The following is a 24,968-nucleotide window of genomic DNA, read 5'->3' on the forward strand; positions in this document are numbered from 1 at the left end:
TTCTATCAGGTGCGAGGTGATTCAAGCGTCCGCCGACTGGCCCTTGATAAGGGAGAGCACCACCTGATGGTGATCGCTGGTCTTGAACTTGTCGAAACGGTGGGCCACCTTGCCCTCCTCGTCGATGAGGAAGCTCAGCCGATGGATGCCGTCGTACTCCTTGCCCATGAACTTCTTCGGGCCCCAGACGCCGAACGCATCGGCGACCGCGTGATCCTCATCCGCCAGCAGGCGGAAGTTCAGGCTGTCGCGCTCCTCGAACTTTTTCAGGCGCTTGGCCGGATCCGGGCTGATGCCGAGTACCACCACGTTGAGGGCAGCCAGCTCGGCGTTGACGTCACGCAGGCCGCAGGCCTGGGTGGTGCAACCCGGGGTCATCGCCTTGGGGTAGAAATAGATGAGCACCTTCTTGCCGCGCAGGGAGGACAAACTAACCTGATTGCCATCCTGATCGGAGAGAGAGAAGTCGGGGGCCTGGGTGCCAGCTTGTAGTGGTTGCATGGGGTCTCCTGAGCCGTCAGGCGTATTTGTGATTGATGAGGAACTCGAACGATTCGGCGCCCAGTTCACGACAGAATTCGGCGAAGGCCGCCTTGGATTCACTAGACTCTCCCTGCTTGGCCAGGTTCAACTGAAAGCTCGCCTTGAGCAGGTTGAACGGCTGTTGTTCGAGGGTAATGGTCTGCATGGCCTGGATGTCCCAACCATGATCGCTGAAGAACTGGGTGCACTGGCTGACGATGCCGGGCTGATCCCGGATCAGGACCTCGGCACTGGCGCTGATGTCGTACTGCAGGGAGTGGTGGCGCTCGGTGCGCTTCATCATGGTGATGAGATCCCACTCCTGGCTGCGCAGGGGCAGACTGATTTCGAGTTGCATCAGGCTATTCCAGTCACCGGACAACAGCATGATGAAGGTGAATTCGTTACCAAAGATGCCAAGACGGCTGTCGACAATGTTGCAACCGCAGCCACTGACGTGGCGGGTAACCTCATTGACGATGCCAGGTCTATCCGTGCCGATGGCCGTTACGACCAGGTAGTGAGTCATAAATGTCCTCGTCCATTAGTGCGAATGCGATGACTGCGAGCGCTATTCATGGGCATGGCCGCCAAGCGTTGGAGCATGTCCTGCTCTCGTGCATCATTTTTAGGGCGGATGGTATCACGGCTTGTCCCTTGCCTCCCTTGTTTTTCAAAGGGGGCAGCTTTACCATAACGCCCCTGAAAATCGGGAGAAAAATCCATGTTACGCGGTAGTATTGTTGCGCTCGTTACCCCCATGCTGGCCTCGGGTGACATCGACTGGACCAGTCTGGCAGCCCTGGTCGATTATCATGTCGACGCCGGCACCAGTGCCATCGTCGCGGTGGGCACCACGGGAGAGTCGGTCACCCTGACCGAGCAGGAACATATCGCCGTGGTGGAGAAAACCGTCGAGTTCGCCGCCGGCCGCATTCCGGTCATCGCCGGCTGTGGCTCCAACAGCACCGCTCACGCCATCGAACTCTCCAGGCGTTTCGCCAACATGGGCGTGGTGGCGGGCCTCTCGGTGACCCCCTATTACAACAAACCGACCCAGGAAGGCCTCTATCGTCACTATTGTGCGATCGCCGAGGCTAGTGGTCTGCCCCAAATTCTCTATAATGTGCCCGGTCGCACCTGCTGCGATCTCAAACCGGAGACGGTGGCCAGGCTGGCGAAGGTGCCCGGTATCATAGGTCTGAAAGAGGCCACCGGCGATTTGAGTCGCACCCCGTTGCTGCGGGAGCTGTGCGGGCCGGATTTTGCGCTATATAGTGGCGATGATGCCAGTGGATGTGATTTTATGCTGCAAGGGGGCGATGGAGTCATCTCGGTCACCACCAATATTGCGGCGGCCCAAATGGCCGACATGTGTCGTGCTGCGCTGACTGGCGATGCCGGACGGGCGTATGATATCAACAATCGATTGATGCCGTTGCATCAGACTCTGTTCTGCGAACCGAGTCCCATCCCGGTGAAGTGGGCTTGCGCCCGACTGGGATTGATGGCGACGGCGACCTTGCGTCTGCCGCTGACTGACCTCACCCCAGAGGGAGAACAGGCGATGACGCGAGCACTGACGACTGCGGAGTTGATGGCGAGTGTTTAAAGCAAATGGAAAGGGAAATGCAGTGCGCCTGGTGCTGAGTGTCGCGACCGTTGCCGTGTTGGCAGCCTGTAGCTCACCCCAGGATCGCAAGATGGCCAACCGTGGCTTCGAGTATGAAGAGAGCCGCCTCGAAGGTCGCGCCTTCCTCGTACCCGCCGGGTTGAGTACCCCCGCCTTTAACAGCAGTTTCGACATTCCGGCCCTGCCCGAGAGCAGCCGCGAGGGTGCCCTGGGTGCCAAGGTCGATGTGCGCCCACCCGCCCAGTTGCTGACCGTGGTACCGGGCAGCCAGGTGGTGACCAAGGCCAGCGAGCCCACCCTGGCCTTCTATGCCCTGAGCACCAGCCAGAGCGTGGAGCGCGATACCTGGGCCTTCCTGATGAACTTCCTGGCCCAGCACAAGGTGACCACCGAGAAGCTGGATCAGCAGGCCGGCGTGTTGCAGACCGGCTGGTTCGACAATACGGTCGCACTCGATGGCTGGGGTGAAGAGGACGAAGACTTCAAGATCCGTCAGCGCTACCAATTCACCCTGAGCAACGATGCCCAGCGTCACGCCGTCAACATGTCGGTGCGGGTGCTGGAGCACGAAGAGACCTACGACGGTGAGACCAGCACGGCGCTGACCGCCGCCGATGCCCAGCGCTACGCGACCCGGGCCCTGAACCAGTTCTCCCTCTACTACGACAAGCAGCTCAAGGCGCGCGAACAGCACAAGTCCAGCGATGGCATGGGCATGGAGCTGGGTCTGGACAACAACGAGCTGAGCGCCTGGATCGCCGACGGCTCCTTCGAGCAGGTGTGGCGGCGCCTCAACCAGGTGCTGCCGGGTTACGGCTTCACCATCAAGGACACCCAGCAGTCCCTGGGTTGGATCGACGTCGAGTATGACGATCCGGGCAGCGACTTCTGGCAGGCCAAGGGCGCCGAACCCTTCAAGCTGGAGGAAGAGGCATATCGCTTCCAGCTCGGCGAGATGGCGGGAGGCAAGACCTCCATCACCCTGTTCGACAAGGACAAGAAGCCGGTCGCATCCGGGATCATCTCCCAGATGTACATCAGCCTGTCCGAGGCGTTTGCCAAGGGGCAGGCCGATCAGGCAGCAGCAAAAGCAGAATAGAAACAGGGGCCTGGTGCCCCTGTTTTGTTTTATGAATTCCCATACAAACAGGGAGCCTAGTACTCTTGTTTGTTAAGTGAATCCCCCAGTTTATAAAGGGGGTAGTGCTCTCGCTTCATTATGTTTACCCCCACAAACAGGGGCCTGGAGCTCCTGTTTTATCAGTCCCACAACAGGAAGTGTTAAAAGCCATGAGTCTTGCAGATCAAGTATTGGCGGTGAATGACGATTTGCCGATCCGTACCGATAAACCTGTCCATTCCGGCAAAGTGCGCAGCGTCTACTGGTTGACCCAGGCGGACAGTGCCCGGCTCATCAGAGAGAAAGGCTATGACGTACCGGCCGATGCACCGCTCGCCATCATGGTGATCAGCGATCGCATCTCGGCCTTCGACTGCATCTGGCAGGGCGTGGACGGGCTGAACGGCGTGCCGGGCAAGGGTGCCGCACTCAATGCCATCTCCAGCCACTGGTTCAAGCTGTTCAAGGAGAAGGGACTGGCCGACAGTCACATCCTGGACATTCCGCACCCCTTCGTCTGGATAGTGCAGAAAGCCCGTCCCGTGATGATCGAGGCCATCGCCCGCCAGTACATCACCGGTTCCATGTGGCGTGCCTACAAGGACGGTGAGCGCGACTTCTGCGGCATCCGTCTGCCGGAAGGGCTGAAGAAGGATCAGAAGCTGCCCGAGATCCTCATCACCCCGTCCACCAAGGGCGTGCTCAAGGGGCTGGAAGGGATACCGGAGGCCGACGACGTCAACATTTCCCGTGCCGACATCGAGCGCCACTGCCAGAGCTTCAACTTCAGCACACCGGCCGACATCGATCGCTACGAAGTGCTGCTCAAGGAAGGCTTCAACGTGATCAGCGATGCTTTGGCTGCGCTGGATCAGATCTTCGTCGACACCAAGTTCGAGTTCGGTTACGTCAAGGACGCTGCCGGCAATGAGAAGCTCATCTACATGGATGAAGTCGGCACCCCCGACAGCTCCCGCATCTGGGACGGCCAAGCCCTGCGCGATGGCGAGATCATCGAGAAGTCGAAAGAGGGCTTCCGCCAGTGGCTGCTGAACCACTTCCCGGATCCGGACATTCTGCTCAACAAGCATCGCATGCCTGAGCGCTTCGCCCTGGCCCGTGACAACAAGCTGCCCACCGAAGTGATGATGGACATCTCCAACACCTACGTGGGGATCGCCGAGAAGATCATCGGTCAGCCGCTGGTGCGCAGTGCCAATCCGAAGCAGGAGATCATTGAGGTCTTGCGCACTCAGTACGACCTCGTTGACTGAGGCTTGCCGCCTTTTTTTGCCATCGACAAACAAACGTTTGCTGATGGTGAGAGACTGGCGGCACCGCCGAGGTGACAAACGAACGGGCCCCATTGCGGGGCCCGTTTTTATTGGGATGTCAGCTGGTTTGAGCAGGCGTTAGCCATTGACCCTGAACACCTGGCCGCTCTGCACCCCCAGCACCGACTTCTTGTAGGCCTGGGCCACCCGGGCGGCGGGCACGGGCACGAAGCCCGGGAAGAAGTCGGCGTACTTGTCCATGGACTCTTCCAGCACGGTCGGGCTGATGACGTTGATGCGCAGGCCTCGTGGCAGTTCGCAGGCGGCGGCGCGCACGAAGTGCTCGATGGCGCCGTTGATGGTGCTGGCGCTGACCCCCCAGTTGATGGGTTCCTCGCTCAGGATGCCGCCGATCAGGGTGATGGAGCCCCGATCGTTGAGGTGCGGTATGGCGGCGCGGGTCAGCCTGATCTGGCCCATCAGCTTGCTCTCGAGCCCTGTCTGCCACTGCTCGTCCGTCAGCTCGGTCAAGGCATTGAAGGCGACGTTGCCGCTGGCCACCACCAGGGCATCGAACCGGCCTATGCCTGCAAACAGGGCGGCGATGGAGGCGCCATCCGTCATGTCGACGGTGGCATCTCCCTGACGATGGCCGACCCGGATCACCTCGTGGTCTCTGGCAAGCAACTCGCTGACGGCGGATCCGACGGTGCCTGAGGCACCCACTATGACGATTTTCATCTTGGTCACTCCTGTTTGGGATATTTATCATTTTAGTCGGCATAAAAAGAAGAAAAAGCGCTTAGCATGAACGTATTGTTTCCATATTGGAGTTAATAGATGGACGTTAGTCACCTGGCTAGCTTCTATGAGGTGGTCAAAGGGGGCAGCTTCTCCGCCGCCGCTGACCTGATGGGGGTGAGCAAGGGGATGCTGAGCCGCCACGTCAGCGCGCTGGAGGCGTCCCTCAATGCCCAGCTGTTGCAGCGCACTACCCGCCGGCTCAGCCTGACGGAGGCGGGCAAGACCCTCTATCTGCAGGCGGGGCAGATCTTCGCGCTGGCCCGGCAGGCGGAGCAGGACATCCAGGCCCTGACCGAGGAGGACAGCGGCCGGCTGCGCTTCACCTGCCCGGTCAGTACCGGGGATCGCATGGTGAGCGAGCTGTTGGCGCGTTTCGCCACGCTCTGTCCCGGGGTCGAGGTCGAGCTCAACTTCACCAACGCCATGATCGACATGAGCCAGGGGGAGCACGACATCGCCCTGCGCGCCATGGAGCGGGTGCCGGACAACCTGGTGGCGCTGCCGCTCGGTCGCTTGAAGGACATGGTGGTGGCGAGCCCGGCCCTGATTGCGCGAGAAGGGATCCCGGCCACCCCCTACGAGCTCGGCGGCCGCACCTGTCTGCGGCAGGGGAGCAACCCCGCCTGGGAGCAGTGGCACTTTCGCAAGGAGGGGGAGGAGGTGCAGATCCCGGTGCAGGGGCGAGTGCGGGCCAACCACTACAGCACCCTGCTGCAACTGGTCCACGCCGGCATGGGTTACGCCAAGTGCCCGCTGATGCTGGTGGAGGCCAGCCTGGCCAAAGGGGAGCTGGTGGCCGTGCTGACGGACTGGCAGACGGGGCTGCACCCGCTGCACGTGCTCCATGCCCAGCAGCGGCGGGTGCCGCGCAAGATCCGGCTGTTCAAGCAGGTGCTGGCCCAGTGGTTCGCCGAGCGGCCCCATTACTTGCTCTGAAGTTGTTGTTCCGAGCTGCGTTATTTTTCTGTCATATCCGGCTGCTAGCCTGCGCCATCATCGCGATCAAAGAGAGGCAGGGAATGAAGCGTCATCAAGTTTGGATTGGGATCATGCTGCTGTGCGGCGGCGTGGCGCAGGCCGAGGTGCGGGTTGAGGTGCCCCAGGATTTCCGGATCCTGACGGTGAGCGACGGCAAGTTGCAGGATGATCGGCACGCGGTGCTGGCCGATGGCGAACAACAGCTGCTGGTGCGCTATGAGGGGGTGATCCCGAGTCGCAACAGCAGCGACAACGATCGCCAGATCCGCTCCGAGCCCCAGGTGATCCGCTATGAGGCCCGGGGCCTGCAGCTGAAACTGCAGGCCGCGGTTCCCACCGATGAGAACGGGATGGAGCGCTACGCCAAGGCCCCGGCCATGAGCCTGCAAGGGGCAGGACAGCCAGTGGCGGCGGTGCAGGATGAGCTGGCAATCAAGGGCATGCAGATCGGCATGGACTGGCCGGCCCGGCTGGCGGAGTACAACCGCGGCGCGGGCAAGGCGGCGCTGATGACGGCGGCGGCAACGGCCACTGCGCCGGGAGAGACTCAGACCGCCTCCGTGCCCGCCAACGAGCTGGAGAGGCAACTGCAGCAGCTGTTCCTGCAGGCGGATCCCGAGCTTCGCAAGCGCTTCATCGGCTGGGCCGTGCCCCGGCTTTAAGTTTGCCCCCCGTTGCAGTAACGTGGGCGCATCCAACGATGTGCCCTCCTACCGACGAGGTTCTTATGTTTGAATTGCATCCCCGCCTGCTGGCGGATACCAAGTCCCTCGGGGATCTGCCGCTGTGCCGCGTCCTGCTCGCCAAAGACAGCCAATATTCCTGGCTCATCCTGGTGCCACGGGTCGCCGACTTGCGGGAGATCCACCATCTGGCCCCCCCCCAGCAGCAACAGTTGATGCAGGAGTCCTGCGCCGTCGCCAGCCTGATGGAGCAGGCGCTCAGTCCCGACAAGATCAACGTGGCGGCGCTGGGCAACCTGGTGCCCCAGTTGCACCTGCACCACGTCTGCCGTTTCAGCACGGATCCCGCCTGGCCTGGCCCCATCTGGGGGGCTCATCCTGCTGTCCCATATAGCGCGCAAGATTTGCAGCGCGAGGCCGATAACTGGCGAGCCCGCCTGGCCACCTTGAGTGGATTCAGCCCGCTTGCCGACTGACAAAGTCGTCAAGTGGGAGCCGGCTCGCGGTTTCGACGCCAGAATCGCATTATCTGTTAGCGCGACGGCCGGGCGCGTGGTGACATGAGTGACGAGACAGACAAGCCCACTTTTTTCGATCAGCAGGAAGGTTCCATGATAGTGACAAGATCCGAGGATGATGCCGTATTCACCACAGAGGACGTGCTGCTGAGCCTGTGCAATTCGGTGACGACGGTATTGAGCGCGGCGACCATGAGTCAGGTCCGCTTCTCCGGCATGGTGCAGCGGATCAGCAAGACTTGCCTCAAGCCTGACATCGGCTGCTTCGTGCTGTTCGACGGCGGCTTCTCCGGCTTGGTGGTGATCAACTTCTCCGCCGCGGCGGCCATGGAGCTTTACCAGAGTTACATGCTAAGCATGGGGCTTTCCAAAGAAGATCTCGCTATTTCTCACACCTCTGACGAGGTGAGCAACGTCATGGGCGAGCTGATGAACCAGATTGTCGGCAGCTTCACCGGCAAGGTCGGCCGCGAGCTGCAGACTCACATCACCCAGAACCAGCCCAAGATGCTGGCCTTGAACAAGCAGGTGATGCTGAGTGTCGACACCAACCTCGACAACCCCGAGACCCGCCGGGTCACCTTCTTCACCGCCACCAACAACATCTTCTATCTGGAGCTGGCGATGGACAGGACCGAGTTTATCCGGATCCACGATGGCGGAGTGCAGGAGGAGGTCGATCCGGACGAGTTGATCGCCCAGGCCAAGCTGGCGGCAGCCAAACCCGCTCCCGCACCGGCGGCACCCGCCAGCAACGATCACGACGATCTGCTGAACTCCCTCGGGCTCTGACAGTTCGCCACAAACAACAAGGCCACCCTAGGGGTGGCCTTGTTGTTTGTATCGGCAACGACTCAGAAGTTGTAGAGCAGGCCGGTGCTGAAGACGCTGGTCTGGTTGTCGTAGAAGGCGATGTCGGAATCGGCCTGGCTGTAAGCCGCGGTGATGACGCCGGTGAGATCCTTGACCCCGAGCAGACGGTGCCAGAAGAAGGTGCCGGTGAGAGCAAACTCCTTGGCATCGGCGCGCTGGCCGAAGAGCGGGTTTGCCTCGTCATAGTCGCGCTTGCCCATGTAGGCGTTGCTGACGATGGACCACTGGGGGCCGCGTTTGGCATAGGTCAGCTGCAGACCGGTGTTCTTGAAGCTCTCGGCGCTGCCGTCGAGTTTGGCCTGCTTGTAGAGAATGGCGGGCTCCAGCACCTGGCCATCGCCGAAGTGCCACTGGTAAGAGAGCTCCATGTTGTTGACCTTGCCGTTGCGATCCAGCATGGGGGCATAGTGGGTGCCGTGGGCCAGGTCGTACTGCTGGCCGCTGCGCTCCTCGTCCAGATCCACTTCCCGGCTGGTGATGCTGCCGTTGAAGTTGCTGCCCCAGATCTTGTCCCAGGCGAAGCGCACCCCTTTTGACTTGGCATCGGTGGAACTGCGATCCACCCCGGTGGCGAAGGGATCGCTCCACAGCTCGACCGGCATGACGTTGAACACCACTGAACCGGCCACTATGCCCTTGTCCCCCATGGCCTGGCGGATCCCGAGCTGCTGGGTAAAGTCGAAGCGCAGCGCATCCTGGATGAGGTTGCCGAGGAACACCTGGGTGCGGGTATCGGCGAAGGTGTAGCGGATGTCGGCGTTGATGAGGGGAGAGAACGCGCTCTCGCTGCTCGGGGAGCCGAGGTTGTCGATACGGCTGTTGCTGTCACCACCGGCATAGAAATTGGATTCATGGCTGCTGGCGGTGACGCCCCCCAGCAGAAAACCGGACCAGCCCGATTGTGTGGGAATGGCACCAAGGTCGGCGTGGGCGGTGGTGGCGACCAGCAGGCCGAGACTCAGCAGAACGGGATTACGCATCGGTAAGGGCTCCTGACAGTGAGGGATGATGGCGGCGGTAGTCTGGCTCGGATTCGTTTGCTGAACTGGAGCTGACTGGATGCGGGCATGCTACCCCAGTAGGAGTGTGACGTTAATCAATAATTTAAGATGCAACGGGCAAGAGTTCGGGGCGCCGTACTGGTATTCTGTTTGCGCAATCGCGGGGAGAAAATAACGAGATGAAGCAAATCAAATCCTGGGCGCAGTACTATGTCGACCTGATGACCAAGCTGGGGCTGGTGCGTTTCAGCATGTTGCTGGCGGCCTGCATCATCGTACTGGCGGTCTCCATCCAGATGGGGGTGACCCTGTTCCTGCGCGGCACGGTGGACATCGTCGACCTGGTGCGTTCGGTCTTCTTCGGCCTGCTGGTGACGCCCTGGGCCGTCTATTTTCTCTCCATCGTGGTGGATCAGCTGGAAGATTCTCGCCAGCGCCTGAGCCGTCTGGTGGCGAAGCTGCAAGACATGCGCGAGCGGGATCTCGAACTCAATAGCCAGTTGCAGGAGAACATTCACCGTCTCAATGCCCAGATAGCCGAGACCAACAGGGCCGAGACCCTGCGCCAGCAGGCGATCGAGGATCTGGAGAACGAGGTGTTCCAGCGTGAGAAGGCCCAGTTGCATCTGGGAGAGCGCACCGCCCTGCTGCGCTCCTTCATCGACTGCTCGCCGGATCTGGTCTATTACCGCAACGAGGAGGAGCAGTTCTCCGGTTGCAATCGTGCCATGGAGGAGCTGACCGGCCGGGTCGAGGCGGATCTCATCGGCCTGACTCCCTTCGATGTCTACAAACAGGATATCGCCAGCAAGGTGGTGGAGACCGACAAGCAGGTCTTCGCCAACAACGAGCCGCTCACCTATGAGCAGTGGCTGGAGTATCCGGATGGCCGCAAGGCCTACTTCGAGCTGCGCAAGGTGCCCTTCTTCGACCGCTTCGGCAAGCGGCTCGGTCTGCTTGGCTTTGGCCGGGACATCACCGAGCGCAAGCAGTATCAGGACAAGTTGGAGAAGGCGAGCCGCGACAAGACCACCTTCATCTCCACCATCAGCCACGAGCTGCGCACCCCGCTCAACGGCATCGTTGGCCTGAGCCGGATGCTGATGGACACGCCGCTCGACCCCGTGCGGCACCAGCAGCTCAAGACCATTCACCTCAGTGCCGTGACGCTCGGCAACATCTTCAACGACATCATCGATCTGGACAAACTCGACCGCCGCCGGCTGGAAATCGCGCCGACCCGCATCGACCTGCCCGCCTTCCTCGACGAGCTGGAGACCCTGTCGCGCATCCAGGCGGAGCAGAAGGGGCTCTATCTGCATTTCGACAGGGACGGCGACATGCCGCAGTTCGTGATGGCCGATGGCACCCGGTTGCGCCAGGTGTTGTGGAACCTGGTGGGCAATGCGGTCAAGTTTACCGACGAGGGTGGGGTGACGGTGCGTTGCCTCTCCCACGCGTCCGATGTGCCGGGCAAGCTGGCGCTGCACTTCGAGGTGGAAGACACCGGGGTCGGCATCCCCCGCGCCCAGCAGGAGAAGATCTTCGCCATGTACTATCAGGTGCAGGGCAAGAAACACGCCACCGGCACTGGAATCGGCCTCGCGGTCTCCCGCCAGCTGGTGCAGGCCATGGGCGGTCAGCTCTATGTGGACAGCGATCCTGGCGAGGGCTCCTGCTTCACCGCCGAGCTGGAGGTGGACTGCGTCGAACCTCAGGCCATCGAGCCGGAGCAAGAGCTGCCGTCCCTCGACATCCTGCTGGTGGAGGACGTGGAGCTAAACGTGACCGTGGCCTGCGCCCTGCTGAGCAAGCTGGGCCATGAGGTCAAGGTGGCACGGGATGGCGCAGAGGCGCTGGCCATGGCCAACCCGGATGACTTCGATCTGATCCTGCTCGACATCCAGCTGCCGGACATGACCGGTTTCGATGTGGCAGCCCAGTTGCTGGCGCGCTACGGCGACAGCCTGCCCCCCATGGTGGCGCTCACCGCCAATACCACGGGGGATCGCCAGTATTATCGGGATCGCGGCATGCAGGATGTGATCAACAAGCCGCTCGGATCCAAGGCGGTGCGGGAGGTGATAGGCCACCTGTTTGCGGATCTGGCCTTCGATGAGGCCGATGCCATAGAGGATGCGAGCAATCAGGATGCCTTGCTGGACTTGCCCTTCCTCACCGATTACGCCAGCACGGTCGGCAAGCCGATCCTGCTCTCCAGCGTCGACTTGTTCGAGAAGATGATGCCCGACTACATGGCGGTGCTCGATTCGAACATGATTGCCAAGGATCAGGCCGGGGTGGTTGAGGAGGCGCACAAGATCAAGGGGGCGGCCGGCTCCATCGGTCTGCGCCGCCTGCAACAGACGGCGCAGCTGATCCAGAGCCCGGATCATCCCGCCTGGTGGGAGAACGTGGAAGACTGGATTGAGACGCTACGCCGGGAATACCCGGGAGACATCGCTCGATTGCGCCGCTGGTTGCTCTCCTGAGCCGCTCGCCGATTGTCATCAACGCCAAGGAGACAGACCCATGTATCAGCGCCTGATCCCGTCACTGCGAATTCACAGCTGGGGCGAGGAGCCCCTGCTGGAGGCGACCGAACAGGATCGCGCGCGCATCGTGCAGGCCGCCCCGGTGCGTCGCCTGCAGCAGAAGACCCAGGTCTTTCCGCTGGATGTGAAGGCCTCGGTGCGCAGCCGCCTCACTCATTCCCTGGAGGTGCAGGAGACGGGCCGCCAGATCAGCCGCCGCATCCTGGCCCTGCTGCCTGCCGGCACCGTGTGCGAAGGGGCCTTCATCAACCTGGTGGAGATGTCCTGCCTGCTGCACGATGTCGGCAACCCGCCGTTCGGCCATTTCGGCGAGCAGGTGATGAGTCAGTGGCTGACACAGGCGCTGGATGATCTCTTTGCCAGCGCCCATGACCAGCTGCCGAGCCCGCAGTGGGCCGAGCTGCGCCAGGACTTGCTGGTGTTCGATGGCAACGCCCAGAGCCTGCGACTGGTGCACAGCCTGCACGAGCTGAACCTGACCCTGGGCCAGCTGGCGGCCCTGTGCAAATACCCGCAGCAGCCCCAGCCCGGCCTGCATTATGGCCAGCACCACGGCTGGACCAGCAAGCGTGGCATCTTCTTCAGCGAGCAGCCGCTCTACAGCGCCCTCGGCCAGAGCCTGGGGTTGGCACCGGGCTGTCGCCATCCGCTGGTCTACATCATGGAAGCGGCGGACGACATCTCCTACTGCATCGCCGATCTCGAAGATGCGGTGGACAGACGGATCCTCAGCCTTGGCGAGTTGTTGCAGGCACTGCGCGGCGCCGATCAAGGGGACTATATGGCAGGGCTGCTGGCGGATGCCGGCGCCTCCGAGCGGGGTTTCTTCCCCCATTTTCGTCAGCAGCTCACCCGGGATCTGGTGATGCTGGCGGCCGATACCTATGTGAGCGAGCACGAGGCTGTTCTTAGCGGCGCCTATCCCCAGGCGCTGCTGCACGGTCAGGCGCCGGCGGCGCGGGTGCTCGATACCCTCAAACAGGTGGCCCGTGAGCTGGTGTTCATGCGCCCCGAGGTTGAAGCGCTGGAGCTGGAGGGCTACGCCGCCCTGCGCGGGGTGCTGTCGACCTATGCCTGCCTGCTGGCGCTGCCGGCCTCCCAGTTCGAGCGGCTGCTGGCTGGCAAGGGCGGGAGCGAGTTGTTCTTCGCCCGCCGGCTGTTTCACCGGCTCTCGGCCCGCCACCTCAAGGCGTACCGCTTGGCGGTGGCCACCGCGGATCCCCGCTTCGCCTCCGCGGCGGAGCAGGAGTGGTATTACAGGGTGCGCTTGCTGCTCGACTACGTCAGCGGCATGACGGATACCTATGCGCTGGAGGAGTTCAGATTGTTGTCCGGGATCTGAGAGGCTTCATCAGGCATCCCACCCATATGGGTGGGACAGATATTGCACAACATTCGGTGTTTTTCTAGACTGTGGCAACTTGTTCAACTTTCACTCGGTAAGGAGACGAATATGCAACATTCCATGTTCAACGTTGCGTTCGATCGCTGCATGAGCAGCGCGAAGATTCGTGCTCGTTATTTACCGCGTGGAGGGAACAGGTAACACCTGCCTTTTCATCACCCGCGGTTATCCCGCAGGGTGATGTCCTCTCTCCGGGAGAACCGCATGTTCAACTGGAGAATCATATGTCTATCGAACTCACTCTGCTGCGCACCGTCGAATCCCTGGTTCAGAAACGGATCACCCGACTGGAGCGGCGCGTCAGCTACCTGCACCTTTCCCCGGCCATGTTGAAGGATATCGGCCTGGAAGGCATGAATGTGCAGGTTTCCCATGTGCGTGAGCGGGAATTTCAAACCGGCTTCCGCCTCGGGAATCGAATAACCTGAGGTGAGGGGCCTGGCCCCGAACTCCTCGATGGCAGGCCTCGGCCTGCCATTTTTATATCCAGATGAAGGCGACACGCATTTATTAGTCGCACATTTAACCAAAAACTCTATGATCACCCCCCTGTTCGTATGGGAGTTCATTATGTTGCGCCGTTGCTATCGTCTCATCTTGTTGTGCTGGCTCGCCTGCTGGAGCCTGGTGACGGCTGCTGCCACCGCATTGAGTCACGACAACCTGGCCCGGGCGGAGCAAGCCTGGCTCGAGTCGCGCAGCGAGTTGGTGGTGGGCATGCCGACGGTGGATTGGCCCCCCTATGTCTATACCAATGGCCGGGGTGGGTTCAGCGGTCCCCTTGACGATTTTGCCGAGTTGGTGGCGAGCCAGCTGGGATTGACGCTGAAGTACCGGGGTTATCCCGATTATGCCCGCGCCCAGCAGGCGCTGAACGATGGTGAAACCGATCTGCTGCTGGGGGTGGTACCGGAGCAGAAACCGCAGCAGCAGGCGTTGAAGACGCTGGATATCATGGGGGTGCCGCGGGGGATACTGCTTGCGCGCACCCAGACCGAGACCGCTCTGGACGATGCGAGGCGCTGGCGTTGGGTGTGCATACGGGGCTTTGGGGCCTGCAATGAGCTGATCCGGCTCGGGGTGAAGGATCACAGCGAGGCCGACAGTGTCGACGAGGCGGCCTTCATGGTGAAGCGCGGGCTGGCGGATGCCTATCTGGCAGACCTGCCGACCCTGATCCGCCTGCAGCATTTGCGTCAGCATGCCCAGTTGCAGGTGATCACGCCATCCTGGGTGCCACCCACCCGGCTGACCATGGTGATGACGGCCAACAATCTGGGATTGCACAGCCTGTTGCAACGGGTGCTGGACTCCATCCCGGACAGCGAACGCAGGCAAGTGCTGGAGGCGGGCGGTGGCATCGATTATGGCCAGGTGCATGGCCCACGCCAGAACCTCTTCAACCAGGAGGAGCTGAACTGGCTGGCGCAGCACCCTGTGCTGAAGTATGGGGTGGCGCCCAACTGGCCGGCGATGAGCAATATCGACAAGCAGGGTCAGTTGGTGGGCTTTGTCGCCGATCTGCTGGACTTGATGAGCGCTCGCTCCGGCCTGCAGTTCAGCCTGGTGCCGACGCCGAGCTGGGGCGACACCCTGGCGCAGTTCGAGGCAAACAAGCTGGATTTCGTGCCCGCCATGACCCCGACCGACGAGCGTCGTCGATCCATGCGGTTTACCCCGAATTATGCCTTCATCAATCGGGTCATCGTAGGGAGGAAGGGGACGGATGAACTCTCCAGCCCAGCGGATCTGAAGGGACGCCGGGTGGGGATGGTGCGGGGATCTGTGGAGCAACTGCTGCTGGAGCGGGTCGGGGCCGTGATGGTCACCGCCGACAGCGACACCCAGCTGTTGCCGCTGCTAGACAGCCATCAGGTGGATTACACGCTGATCAGCATGAACACCCTGGGGCAGTCATTGCAGAAGGGGTTCAGCGATCACTATCAGGTGGTCTTCTCGGGCGATGAGCTCAGGGTCCCCGTTGCCATGGCGATACAGCAGCAAGATCCCATGTTGCAGCAGATCCTGAGCAAGGTGCTGCTCTCCATCCGGCCGGATGAGCTGGCCAGACTGGATCACAAGTGGCTTTCCCTGACCATACAGACGGGGCTGGATCCGAGCAAGGTACTGCTCTGGTCTTCCCTCGGAGGCGGTGTCTTCCTGCTTTGTGTCCTGTTGTCCGTGGGCTGGAACCGGACCCTGCGTCGCCAGATAAGCCAGCGACGAGAGGCGGAACAACGGCTGGAGGAACAACTGGCATTCGTTCAGATGATGCTCGATGCACTGCCCAATCAGGTGGTGTTGACCAATGAGCGCCATGAAATAGCGATGACGAACTGGGCGTACCGACAGTTGTTCTTGCAGGGGGAGAATCTGAACGGCTCCTGCTATCTGTTGCTTCAGGATCGGCTACCCGAAGCCATTCGGGCCAGGGTTATCGAGGAGGATACCAGGGTCTGGGAGAGCGGCGAGGAGCTCAATGGCAGCGGTGAGATCCAGCTGCCGGATGGTGCGCTGCATCAGATGCTCTACACCAAGCGGCTGTTTGTCGGCCCCGATAACAAGCGGCTCGGGATCCTGACCGTGCTGACCGATGTCACCGAGCTGAAGCAGGCGCGCTCCGCTGCGCAGGAGGCGGAGACCCGGCTCACCCAGATCACCGACAGCATGCCGGGCCTCGTCTATCAGTATCACTGGATTGGGCCGGGGAACGGACGCTTCCTCTATACCTCCCAGGGGCTCAAGGAGATAGTGGGTTATGACGAAGATCCGGTGCATAGCGGCGTCGTCGGCAGCACCATTTTGGGGCTGACAGGCCCCGCCCTGCATGACTTCGTTGCGACCGTTGAACGGCATGCCAGAACCATGCAACCCCTCGATCTTGAGGTGGATATCATGCGTCACGGAACCCCCTGCTACCTGCAGATACGGGGCCATTTCGTGCATCAGGAGGGGCTCGAGGGGGTCATCCTGAACGGGGTGGTGCAGGACATCACCAGCCTGAAGCGACAGGCGCTGGAGCTGCGTCAGGCCAGAACGGTGGCGGAGGAGGCGATGCAGGCCCGTAGCCGCTTCCTCGCGACCATGAGCCATGAATTGCGTACCCCCATCTCCGGCATGCACGGCATGCTGGAACTGCTGCAGATGAGCGATCTGGACGACGATCAACGCTATATGCTGCGCAACGTCTCGACCTCCACCAATCACCTGCTCTACCTGGTCAACGACATCCTGGACTTCTCCAAGATGGAGGCGGGCCAGTTGCAACTGCATTATCAAGTGGGCAGGCTCACCACCGTCATCTGCGATGTCATCCGTGGCCACGCCACCCTGGCCCATGGCAAGGGGCTCGGCGTGACCCTGGCCTGGGCCGCCGAGGTGCCGGATCAGGCCAGCATCGACGCCATTCGGGTCGGGCAGGTGATCTCGAATCTGCTCAACAACGCGGTGAAATTTACCGAGTCGGGGCAGATAGACATCCGGGTCGGTTATGACGACCATCGGCTGGTGTTTATCGTTCAGGACTCGGGGATCGGCATCCCCCTGGAGAAGCAGGCGAATCTGTTCATCCCGTTCAAGCAGGTCGAGTCCGACATCACCCGGCGTTTCGGCGGAACCGGGCTCGGGCTTGCCATCTGTCATCAGCTGGCCCAGAAGATGGGGGGCAGCCTGACGCTGGAGAGTCAGCCCGGGGTGGGGACCAGGATGACCTTCAGGATCCCCCTGAGCGAGTGCCAGTGGGATGTGCCGCCGCTGGCAGGGCAGGATTGGTGGTGGTTTGGCGAGGATGCTGTGCTGCAGTCGGTGATGGAACGGCTCGGCGCCAGGCTCCATCGACTGGAGCCCGCCCAGTGGCAGCCGTCGCTCGGCGGACGCCTGCTGGCACAAGAGAGTCACCTGGAGCAAGCCCTCGGCGGTGACTGGTTGCAGCATTTGCAGCAGTCCTCGCTCAAGGGCATAGTGCTCTCTTCACAGGAGGCGCTGCGTGGCCGGATGGGCTCGGATGCCTGGTGGCGACTGGGTCAGTCCCCGCTCTATCCCGACCTGTTGCTGGAGACCTGTCGCCAGCTGTCGGGGGAACGGGCGGCTCAACCGGTGCAGGCCTTGGGGGACAAGTTGCAGGGCCGGGTGCTGGTGGCCGACGATCACCCCGTCAACCGTGCCCTGCTGGCCCGCCAGCTCGCCATTCTCGGTATCGATGCCGAACTGGTGGATGATGGGGAGAAGGCGCTGCGCGCCTGGCAGGGACAGGGCTTTGCCCTGCTGCTGACCGATTGCCACATGCCGGTGATGGACGGCTATACCCTGACGCGCACCCTGCGAGCGGCAGGCGAGGAGGCGCCCATCATCGGGGTCACCGCCGATGCCTCGGAGGAGGCCAGCCTGCAGATGCAGGCCGCTGGCATGAACGACATGTTGTTCAAGCCTTATAGCCTGGAAACCCTGCGTCAGACGCTGGAGCGCTGGCTACCGACCGCCAGCTTGCCGTCGGGGGAGCCCGAGCCGCTCGTGCAGGCCAGGGTTCAGGAGCAGGGGTTGAACTGGTTATCCTTGTTTGGTGATGAGGGGCTGGCGCGTAGCATGGCGATGGAATATCTGGACTCCAATCGCCAGGATAGCGAGGACATGATGCGGGCGCTGGCACGCCAAGACGCCCAGGCACTGGTGGAGACGGCGCACCGCATCAAAGGGGCGGCCCGCATGGTCGGGCAGCTCGCGCTGGCAGAAGAGGCGGCCCGGCTGGAGACGGCGGCCCGCCTGAAGCAGCTGGACAGGCTCACCGAGTTGAGCCAGACGGTACAGGCATTGATGGATTCTATTACAGGCGAAATTGGATTATGGCTCGATGAATAGCACAGGGAATAATTTGGCAATCATGGTGGTGGAAGATCACAACTTCCAGCGCAAGGCCCTGATGCACCAGATCCGCGGACTCGGCTACGGCAATCTGCTGGAGGCGCAGGATGGGGAGGAGGCGCTGGCGCTGTGTCAGTATCACCAGGTTGATATTCTGTTTTGCGATCTGCGCATGCCCGGCATGGATGGCATGGCCCTGTTGCGCCGGCTTTCGCTTGGGGGATTTCGTGGTGGCATCATCTTGTGCAGTGCGCTGGAAGACGACGTGGTCGATGCCGTGCTGCGCATGAGCAGCGCCTACGGCCTGCAGGTGCTGGGGCGCATAGACAAACCCGCGAGCCATCAGCAGATCAAGCAGATGATCGGTGCCTGGCGGCCCCAGTTGGTACACAGTCAGAAGGAAGATGGCCACAGCCTGACGCTGGATGAGCTCAGCCAGGCGCTGGAGCAGGATCAACTGCTGCCCTGGTATCAACCCAAGGTGAGCTTTGGTACCGGTCAGTGGGTCGGCATGGAGGCGCTCGCCCGCTGGCAGCACCCGAAATACGGGCTCATCTCCCCGGCCCGCTTCATTCCGCTGGCAGAGCACCACGGGCTCATCGATCCGCTGACCGAGCTCATCATCAGCAAGTCTCTGCGCGATGGCCATCTGTGGGAACAGACCGGGCTTTCCCTCAACCTGTCGATGAACCTCTCCACCACCTCGCTGATCGAAGGGGATCTGTGCAACACCCTGCTCAACCACTGTCAGCGCTGGAGCATCAACCCTGAGCTGATTACCCTGGAGGTGACCGAGAGCGCCTTCGTCAAGGATCTGGGGAAGTCGCTCGAGGTGCTGACGCGGCTGCGCATGCACGGTTTTGGCCTTTCCATCGACGACTTCGGCACAGGTTACTCCTCCATGCAGCAGCTGGCCCTGTTGCCTTTCACCGAGTTGAAGCTTGACAGATCCTTCGTGGATCGCTGCTATGAAGATCCCTCCCGGCTCGCCATCATAGAGTCGAGCATCGAGCTGGCCCGCAAGCTGGGGCTCAAGTCGGTGGCCGAGGGGGTCGAGGATGAACCCACCTGGCAGCTGCTGGCCAGGCTGGGATGTGATCAGTGCCAAGGCTTCTTCTCCGCCCGGCCCATGCCGCGCGATCAACTGCTGGAGTGGCATCGCACCTGGCTGGACCGATTACCGGCGCTGATCAAGCATTAAACCCTGGGCAGGATGCCCGCAGTGGAACAAGGACGTTTATGAAAATATCAAGCAAGCTGTTGTTGAGCTTCTGTTTTATCAACCTGCTCATCATTCTCTCCTCCACCCTCGTCTACCATCAGCTCGGCCAGATCGAGCAGTCGCAAGATGCCCTGCTGGAGCAGGCGTTGCCCGCCCTGCAACGGGATGAAGCGAGTCAGAAGGCACTGATCGCCACCGTTTCCTCCCTGCGTGCCTACCTCATCCTCGGCAAGGACCAGGCCCAGGCCAGCCGTCTCAAGCAGGAGTGGGATGGCGCCTGGCATGCCATTGAACAGCAAGCCTTCACCCCCGCGCTGACCCAGTCTCTCAAGACGTTCAAGGGGGCCCAGGAGAAGGTGTGGGCCATCGCCCATACCGAGGAGAATCTGCCGGCCCACAGCCTGATGCTGCTGGAGGCGGGCCCGCTGGCGGAGGCGGCGCTCGATCAGCTGCAGTCCTTTGCCAATGAAGAGGTGGCCACTTCGCAAGCCGAGCTGCCGGGGGATCGTCGGCTGCTGCTCAAGCAGGTGGGGGATGCCTACAACGGCCTCGCCAATGCGCTCTCCGCCCTGCGGGATTTCCTCATCTCGGGGGACAAGGAATATCGGGACAAGTACCAGGATTACTACCAGTTTCACCTGCAGCGGGTGGCCGAGCTGAGGCAGCAAGAGGCCCACTTCACCGAGGCACAGAAGGGGCTGTGGGCGCTGTTCGAGCAGATGTCGGCCCCCTTTGCCGAGTTGGTGGGCCAGGTGATCAGCAAGCGCCAGGCACCGGACTGGGATCAGGCGAACCACCTGATGGCGACCGATATCGAACCGGCGCTGACCCGGCTCGCCGACCAGCTGGCGTCTCAGGTGACCCACACTCGGGCCGAGGTGGACGGAATGGCGCACAGGATGGCAGGCGCCAGCCAGACCATTCACAGCACCCTGCTGCTGGCCACTCTCAGCGTCATTCTGCTCGGCACCCTGGTGGCCTTGCTGTTCAGTCGCAGCTTGACCCGGGACATCGCCAGCCTGGTGACGCGTGCCGGCCTGGTGGCGGATGGCCGTCTGCCGGCCGAGCCCTTGCCGATCCTGCGTCAAGACGAACTGGGCGGTCTGACCGGCTCCATCAATCGGATGTCGGCCCAATTGCGCCAGCTGGTCGGCGAGATCCAGGGGGCCGTGGGTCAGGTGGAGGGGGCCGGCCGCGAGGTGGCTCAGACCACCAATGCCATCGTCGAGGATCTGGCAAGCCAGAATCAACGGGTCGATATGGTCGCCGCCGCCATCGAGCAGATGTCGGTCAGCGCCCGTGATGTGGCGGGCAACACCGCCGGGGCGGCCGAGGCGGCGCGTCAAACCGAGCAGCAGGCCCGCCAGGGGAGTGACACGCTGGAACGCATGGTGAACACCATGAAGCAGGTCGCCGTCATGATCACCCAGGCCAATCAGGCCATGGGGCAGCTCAGCAGCCAGAGCGAGCAGGTGGGGCGCGTCACCGAGGTCATCGCCACCATCGCCGAGCAGACCAACCTGCTGGCGCTCAATGCCGCCATCGAGGCAGCCCGTGCCGGAGAGCAGGGGCGTGGCTTTGCCGTGGTGGCGGACGAGGTGCGTCAACTTGCCAACCGCACCAGCCAGTCGACGGCGGAGATCAACCAGACCATCGCCAGCATCCAGCAGCAGACCCGACAGACAGCCGCGACCGTGGGTGGCGGGACCCAGCTGGTGGAGCAGGGGCGTACCGTCATGTTCGCACTGGCCGAGACGTTTGAGACGGTGATGCGGCTGGTGCAGGATCTCTCTGGTCAACTGGAAGCCATTACTGCCGTGACCGAACAGCAGTCCAGAGTGGCGCAGGAGGTGGCCGGGACTGTCGAGGAGATCGCCGGGCTCAGCCGCCAATCCAGCGAGCGCGGTCAACAGGGGGAGCGGATTGCCGCCAGATTGATCCGGGAGACGGGCCGCTTGACCTCGGTCATCAGCCGGTTCGAACTGAGGTGATAAGCGGGCGGGCAGATGCCCGCCCGTTGTTTAGTCCAGGCGGCGAAAGGCCTGGTTGTCGAAGCTGCCGCTGGTCTCCTGATTGAGCAGGGTGACCAGCAAGATGGCGCGCTTCTCGCCATCCGGTTCCAGATAAATGGCCTCGAATCCGGCGAGAGGGCCCGCCTCGATGAGCACCTTGTCCCCCTGCGTCGGCAGGCTGGCGTAGCTGGCCCTCGCCTCGTCGCTGTCGTCACGACTCATCAATCGATAGATCAGCTGACTGCTGATGGAGGTCCATTCCTTGCCGAAATGGACGATGCGGCTGATGCCGCGGGTCGATTTCAGGGTGACGGGGGTGACCTCGTCGAGATCCACATAGATGAACAGATAGTTGGGAAACATGGGCTCGCGTACGGGGACCCGCTTGCCGCGGCGCAGTTTCTCGACTTCGACCATGGGGTAATAGGATTCGACACCCTGGGCTGCCAGATGGGCGCGGGCGCGGGCTTCTTCCTTAGGCTTGCAATAGGCCAGATACCATTTTTTCATTGTTCTGTTTTGTGTTTGTTACCGTGCTGACGCCCATGATAACGGGGGCAAAAAAAAAGGCCACGCTTGGCGCGGCCTTTTTTGCAGAGTGAGTGGTTACCAACCTTTCACCAGACCGCCCTTGAACAGTTCGGTCCCTTTCTTGTAGACCTCGTCGGTCTGGAAGGACTGGACGAACTGCTTGACCTTCTCTTCGTCCTTGTTGTTTTCACGGGCGACGATCAGGTTGACGTAGGGGGACTCCTTGTCTTCGACAAACAGGCCGTTCTCGGTCGGGGTCAGGCCGATCTGACCGGCGAAGGTGTTGTTGATGATGGAGAGATCAACATCTTCCAGGGAGCGGGGCAGTTGAGCGGCTTCCAGCTCGACGATCTTGAAGTTGCGCGGGTTGCTGGCGATGTCCAGCACGGTGGCTTCCAGACCGGCGCCTTCCTTCAGCTTCAGCAGGCCCTGCTTCTCCAGCAGGATCAGGGAGCGGCCCAGGTTGGTCGGATCGTTCGGCACCGCGATCTGGGCACCGTCTTTCAGTTCACTCAGCGCCTTGATCTTCTTGGAGTAACCGGCGATCGGGTAGACGAAGGTGTTGCCAACCGGTACCAGCTTGAAGCCACGATCACGGATCTGGGCATCCAGATAGGGCTTGTGCTGGAAGGCGTTGACGTCGACGCTGCCGTCGTTCAATGCCACGTTCGGGGTGACATAGTCGGAGAAGGTAACGATCTCGACGTTCAGACCGTATTTCTCTTTTGCCACCTTGGCGGCAGTCTCGACCAGCTCGGTCTCCGGGCCGGCGATGGCGCCGACTTTCAGGGTCTTGTTCTCTTCCTTCTGGCCGCAGCCGACCAGAACCAGTGTAGCCAGCAGTGCAGCCGCAGCGGATTTAATGCCCAATTTCATAAAAACCTCCTGTCAGAAACCGACGATTAACGATGATCACATTGTTGAACCAGGCGCTCACCTGCGCTCTGGATGAGTTGAACCAGCACTACCAGAATGACCACGGTGACCAGCATGACGGTGGGATCGAAGCGCTGGTAGCCGTAGCGAATACCCACATCTCCCAGACCACCCCCTCCGATGGCACCGGCCATGGCGGAGTAGTTCACGAGCGTGACTAACGTGATGATGACGCTGTTGAGGATCCCGGGCAGGGCCTCGGGCAGCAGCACCTTGGCGATGATTTGCAAGGGTTTGGCACCCATGGCCTTGGCCGCCTCGAGCAGGCCGTCCGGCACCTCCATCAGGGCCCCTTCCACCAGGCGAGCGATGAAGGGCACGGCGCCTATGGTCAGCGGTACTATGGCGGCGATAGTGCCGATGCTGGTCCCGACGATGAAGCGGGTCAGCGGAATGATGGCCACCAGCAAGATGATGAAGGGCACCGAGCGGCCGACGTTGACTATGATGCCGAGGGTCCGGTTCAGCAGCGGGTTGGCCAGGATCTGGCCGGCTTTGGTCACGTGCAGCGCCACGCCGAGCGGCAGGCCGAGCAGGCAGCCAAACAAGGCGGAGGCAAACACCATGATCAGGGTGTCGCCGAGGGCTGAGATCAGCAGATTAATCATTGCTTCGGACATAGCCCATCACCTCTAGCTGAATATGGTTGTCTATCAGGAACTGCTGGGTGGCCTCGCACTGGGCCTCATCCCCGAACAGTTCCGCCAGCAGGAAGCCGAACTTGACGCCACCGGCGTATTCGATGTCTGCGCTCAGTATGCTGATGTCGATGTTGAAACGGCGGCTCACCTCGGAGATGAGCGGCGAATCGACGGTGGCGCCGGTGAAGCCGAGCTTCACCAGGGGATAGCTGTTGGCCACCCGCTCGCTGCTCATCCTGTCCTGATACTCCTGCGGCACCTCCAGATGGATGGTGGAGTGGATGAAGTCACGGGCCAGCTGGGTCTTGGCGTTGCTGAAGAACCAGGCCACTTCGCCCTGCTCGATCAGGCGGCCGTCGCTGATGATGGCGACCTCGTCGCAGATCCCCTTCACCACGTCCATTTCGTGGGTGATGAGCAGTATGGTGAGCCCCAGCTTGACGTTGATCTCTTTCAGCAGGCTCAGGATGGAGCGGGTGGTCTGGGGATCCAGGGCCGAGGTGGCCTCGTCACACAGCAACACCTTGGGGGCCGGGGCCAGGGCGCGGGCGATGGCGACGCGCTGCTTCTGACCACCGGACAGCTCGGACGGATAGGCGTGGGCGCGGGCCTCCAGCCCGACTAGGGCGAGCAGCTCCTCGACCCTTGTCTGGATCTGGGCCTTGCTCCAGCCTGCCAGCTCCAGCGGGAACGCGATGTTGGCGAACACGGTGCGCGAAGACAGCAGGTTGAAGTGCTGGAAGATCATGCCGATCTGGCGGCGTGCCTGAGTCAGATCCCGCTCCGGCAGGGCCACGAGATCCTGGCCATCGACGATGACCTGGCCGTCGGTAGGACGCTCCAGCAGGTTGACGCAACGAATGAGGGTACTCTTGCCGGCACCGGAGGCGCCGATCACGCCGAAGATCTTGCCTTGTGGCACATGCAGGCTCACGTCACGCAGGGCGTGCACGGCGTCAGTGCCCTTGCCGTAGACTTTGTTGAGACCGTTCAACTTAATCATGAATTCTTCCGTGCTAACAGCCTTAAAGCACAGGGCGCTACAGGCGGGTGAATTGGGCAGAGGTTTCACTGGGTTAGTCTGCCATCATGGAGGATGATGCTAAGATGTCCGGATGGCTGTGTCAACGCATGTTTCTACGTCTAGACGGCTAAAAAATGGATAAGGATTTCTGCTGATTGACTATAGATTGGCGGGAAACGGATCGATTCAATATTAGATTCTTATTTATAGCATAATGTCCGAATATAACCCGGCTGATGGACCTCAGGTCGCTGATTCATCAGTGCCGCCGCTTATCGTTACCTGCTCTTCTGGGCAGCCGTTGCCAAGATGACACGGACCTTCTGCCTTGTCCCGCTCTCTTTCTCTTTTCCATCCTATTGATAAAGCACAATAAACA

At 61.5% G+C, this 24,968-nt stretch carries 21 protein-coding genes; 13 read left to right on the forward strand and 8 right to left on the reverse strand.

Annotated features, from left to right (window positions below):
• Positions 1-21: 21 nt before the first annotated feature.
• Both bcp and LG30_RS0100445 read right to left on the reverse strand, forming a co-directional pair.
• Positions 22-501 (reverse strand): thioredoxin-dependent thiol peroxidase, encoded by a 480-nt coding sequence (gene bcp, locus LG30_RS0100440; RefSeq protein ID WP_033128740.1) that lies wholly within the window; start codon positions 499-501, stop codon positions 22-24.
• 16 nt (positions 502-517) lie between these two features.
• The gene (locus tag LG30_RS0100445) at positions 518-1,051 is read right to left on the reverse strand and encodes a glycine cleavage system transcriptional repressor (protein ID WP_033128741.1); all 534 of its coding nucleotides are present in this window, start codon (positions 1,049-1,051) and stop codon (positions 518-520) included.
• Positions 1,052-1,246: 195 nt separating this feature from the next.
• Between LG30_RS0100445 and dapA the strand changes: the two genes are divergently transcribed.
• From dapA to LG30_RS0100465, 3 genes are all read left to right on the forward strand, one after another.
• Positions 1,247-2,134: a 4-hydroxy-tetrahydrodipicolinate synthase gene (dapA, locus tag LG30_RS0100455; RefSeq protein ID WP_033128743.1), complete on the forward strand. Its 888-nt coding sequence runs from the start codon at positions 1,247-1,249 to the stop codon at positions 2,132-2,134.
• The gene (gene bamC, locus LG30_RS0100460) at positions 2,127-3,254 is read left to right on the forward strand and encodes an outer membrane protein assembly factor BamC (protein WP_152598958.1); all 1,128 of its coding nucleotides are present in this window, start codon (positions 2,127-2,129) and stop codon (positions 3,252-3,254) included. Before dapA ends, bamC begins: the two co-directional genes overlap by 8 nt.
• A gap of 191 nt (positions 3,255-3,445) precedes the next feature.
• The gene (locus tag LG30_RS0100465; protein WP_033128745.1) at positions 3,446-4,549 is read left to right on the forward strand and encodes a phosphoribosylaminoimidazolesuccinocarboxamide synthase; all 1,104 of its coding nucleotides are present in this window, start codon (positions 3,446-3,448) and stop codon (positions 4,547-4,549) included.
• 138 nt (positions 4,550-4,687) lie between these two features.
• Here the strand turns inward: LG30_RS0100465 and LG30_RS0100470 are convergent, their stop codons facing one another.
• The gene (locus tag LG30_RS0100470; RefSeq protein WP_033128746.1) at positions 4,688-5,290 is read right to left on the reverse strand and encodes a short chain dehydrogenase; all 603 of its coding nucleotides are present in this window, start codon (positions 5,288-5,290) and stop codon (positions 4,688-4,690) included.
• Positions 5,291-5,389: 99 nt separating this feature from the next.
• Here LG30_RS0100470 and LG30_RS0100475 point away from each other — a divergent pair, with 99 nt between their 5' ends.
• The 4 genes from LG30_RS0100475 (at position 5,390) to LG30_RS0100490 (ending at position 8,324) form a co-directional block, all read left to right on the forward strand.
• Entirely contained in the window at positions 5,390-6,289 is a 900-nt protein-coding gene (locus LG30_RS0100475; RefSeq protein WP_033128747.1) for a LysR family transcriptional regulator, read from the forward strand.
• 83 nt (positions 6,290-6,372) lie between these two features.
• Positions 6,373-6,993, forward strand: coding sequence for a DUF2057 domain-containing protein (locus tag LG30_RS0100480; RefSeq protein ID WP_033128748.1), 621 nt, complete (start codon positions 6,373-6,375; stop codon positions 6,991-6,993).
• A 65-nt stretch (positions 6,994-7,058) separates the two neighbouring features.
• A complete protein-coding gene (locus tag LG30_RS0100485) occupies positions 7,059-7,490 on the forward strand; it encodes an HIT domain-containing protein (protein WP_033128749.1) in 432 nt (143 codons plus the stop codon).
• A 135-nt stretch (positions 7,491-7,625) separates the two neighbouring features.
• On the forward strand, positions 7,626-8,324 hold the full coding sequence (locus tag LG30_RS0100490; protein ID WP_033128750.1) for a DUF3334 family protein: 699 nt from the start codon (positions 7,626-7,628) through the stop codon (positions 8,322-8,324).
• A 62-nt stretch (positions 8,325-8,386) separates the two neighbouring features.
• On the opposite strand, the gene LG30_RS0100495 is transcribed toward LG30_RS0100490, so the two are convergent.
• Positions 8,387-9,385 carry a DUF2860 family protein gene (locus tag LG30_RS0100495; RefSeq protein WP_033128751.1) on the reverse strand — a complete coding sequence of 333 codons (999 nt, stop codon included), beginning with the start codon at positions 9,383-9,385 and terminating at the stop codon, positions 8,387-8,389.
• A 200-nt stretch (positions 9,386-9,585) separates the two neighbouring features.
• On the opposite strand from LG30_RS0100495, the gene arcB reads away from it, so the two are divergent.
• The 6 genes from arcB (at position 9,586) to LG30_RS0100525 (ending at position 21,436) form a co-directional block, all read left to right on the forward strand.
• Positions 9,586-11,898 (forward strand): aerobic respiration two-component sensor histidine kinase ArcB, encoded by a 2,313-nt coding sequence (gene arcB / locus LG30_RS0100500; RefSeq protein ID WP_033128752.1) that lies wholly within the window; start codon positions 9,586-9,588, stop codon positions 11,896-11,898.
• Positions 11,899-11,938: 40 nt separating this feature from the next.
• Entirely contained in the window at positions 11,939-13,303 is a 1,365-nt protein-coding gene (gene dgt, locus LG30_RS0100505) for a dGTPase (RefSeq protein ID WP_033128753.1), read from the forward strand.
• Positions 13,304-13,590: 287 nt separating this feature from the next.
• A complete protein-coding gene (locus LG30_RS21230) occupies positions 13,591-13,794 on the forward strand; it encodes a hypothetical protein (RefSeq protein ID WP_081965923.1) in 204 nt (67 codons plus the stop codon).
• 142 nt (positions 13,795-13,936) lie between these two features.
• Positions 13,937-18,220, forward strand: coding sequence for an ATP-binding protein (locus LG30_RS0100515; protein ID WP_033128755.1), 4,284 nt, complete (start codon positions 13,937-13,939; stop codon positions 18,218-18,220).
• A gap of 22 nt (positions 18,221-18,242) precedes the next feature.
• Positions 18,243-19,424, forward strand: a complete 1,182-nt coding sequence (locus LG30_RS0100520; RefSeq protein WP_374941505.1) for an EAL domain-containing response regulator — start codon at positions 18,243-18,245, stop codon at positions 19,422-19,424.
• A 38-nt stretch (positions 19,425-19,462) separates the two neighbouring features.
• A complete protein-coding gene (locus LG30_RS0100525; protein ID WP_033128757.1) occupies positions 19,463-21,436 on the forward strand; it encodes a HAMP domain-containing methyl-accepting chemotaxis protein in 1,974 nt (657 codons plus the stop codon).
• A 30-nt stretch (positions 21,437-21,466) separates the two neighbouring features.
• On the opposite strand, the gene rfaH is transcribed toward LG30_RS0100525, so the two are convergent.
• The 4 genes from rfaH to metN form a co-directional block, all read right to left on the reverse strand.
• On the reverse strand, positions 21,467-21,967 hold the full coding sequence (gene rfaH, locus LG30_RS0100530; protein WP_033128758.1) for a transcription/translation regulatory transformer protein RfaH: 501 nt from the start codon (positions 21,965-21,967) through the stop codon (positions 21,467-21,469).
• A 96-nt stretch (positions 21,968-22,063) separates the two neighbouring features.
• Complete coding sequence (metQ, locus tag LG30_RS0100535; RefSeq protein WP_033128759.1) at positions 22,064-22,864, reverse strand: methionine ABC transporter substrate-binding lipoprotein MetQ; 801 nt, start codon at positions 22,862-22,864, stop codon at positions 22,064-22,066.
• A gap of 26 nt (positions 22,865-22,890) precedes the next feature.
• Positions 22,891-23,544, reverse strand: coding sequence for a methionine ABC transporter permease (locus LG30_RS0100540; RefSeq protein WP_033128760.1), 654 nt, complete (start codon positions 23,542-23,544; stop codon positions 22,891-22,893).
• A complete protein-coding gene (metN, locus tag LG30_RS0100545) occupies positions 23,525-24,568 on the reverse strand; it encodes a methionine ABC transporter ATP-binding protein MetN (protein ID WP_033128761.1) in 1,044 nt (347 codons plus the stop codon). The genes LG30_RS0100540 and metN overlap by 20 nt, the downstream gene beginning before the upstream one ends.
• Positions 24,569-24,968: the final 400 nt, after the last annotated feature.

Source organism: Aeromonas aquatica (genome assembly GCF_000764655.1).
Taxonomy (GTDB): Bacteria; Pseudomonadota; Gammaproteobacteria; order Enterobacterales; family Aeromonadaceae; genus Aeromonas; species Aeromonas aquatica.